We start from the raw sequence: 684 nt of genomic DNA, 5'->3' as shown, positions 1-684 counted from the left end.
GCCGCTTAGGTCTTAACCATCGTGTTCGGGATGGGAACGGGTGTGCCCCCTAAGCGCATCACCACCGGCAAATATTTACTTTGTCTTTTGACAAACTAACAACACGTTAACCCCTACTTTTCTTCCTTAGAAAGGAGGTGATCCAGCCGCACCTTCCGATACGGCTACCTTGTTACGACTTCACCCCAGTCATCGAACCTGCCTTCGGCAGCTCCCTCCTTGCGGTTGGGTCACTGACTTCGGGCATTTCCAACTCCCATGGTGTGACGGGCGGTGTGTACAAGACCCGGGAACGTATTCACCGCGACATTCTGATTCGCGATTACTAGCGATTCCAGCTTCATGTAGTCGAGTTGCAGACTACAATCCGAACTGAGACTGCCTTTTTGAGGTTTGCTCTTCCTCGCGGATTCGCTTCTCTCTGTAACAGCCATTGTAGCACGTGTGTAGCCCAGATCATAAGGGGCATGATGATTTGACGTCATCCCCACCTTCCTCCCGGTTATCCCGGGCAGTCTCTCCAGAGTGCCCATCCAAAATGCTGGCTACTGAAAATAGGGGTTGCGCTCGTTGCGGGACTTAACCCAACATCTCACGACACGAGCTGACGACAACCATGCACCACCTGTCTCCGATGTTCCGAAGAAAAGCTTCGATTAAGAAGCGGTCATCGGGATGTCAAGA

At 52.2% G+C, this 684-nt stretch carries 1 rRNA gene; it reads right to left on the bottom strand.

The features are described from left to right. Positions 1-130: 130 nt before the first annotated feature. Positions 131-684, bottom strand: a 16S ribosomal RNA gene (locus AAAT93_RS00550); the annotation flags it as partial.

The organism is Coprococcus hominis (ex Arizal et al. 2022), from assembly GCF_040094675.1.
GTDB classification, from domain to species: Bacteria; Bacillota; Clostridia; order Lachnospirales; family Lachnospiraceae; genus Coprococcus_C; species Coprococcus_C hominis.
This window is presented reverse-complemented; position numbering and strand designations above follow the sequence as displayed.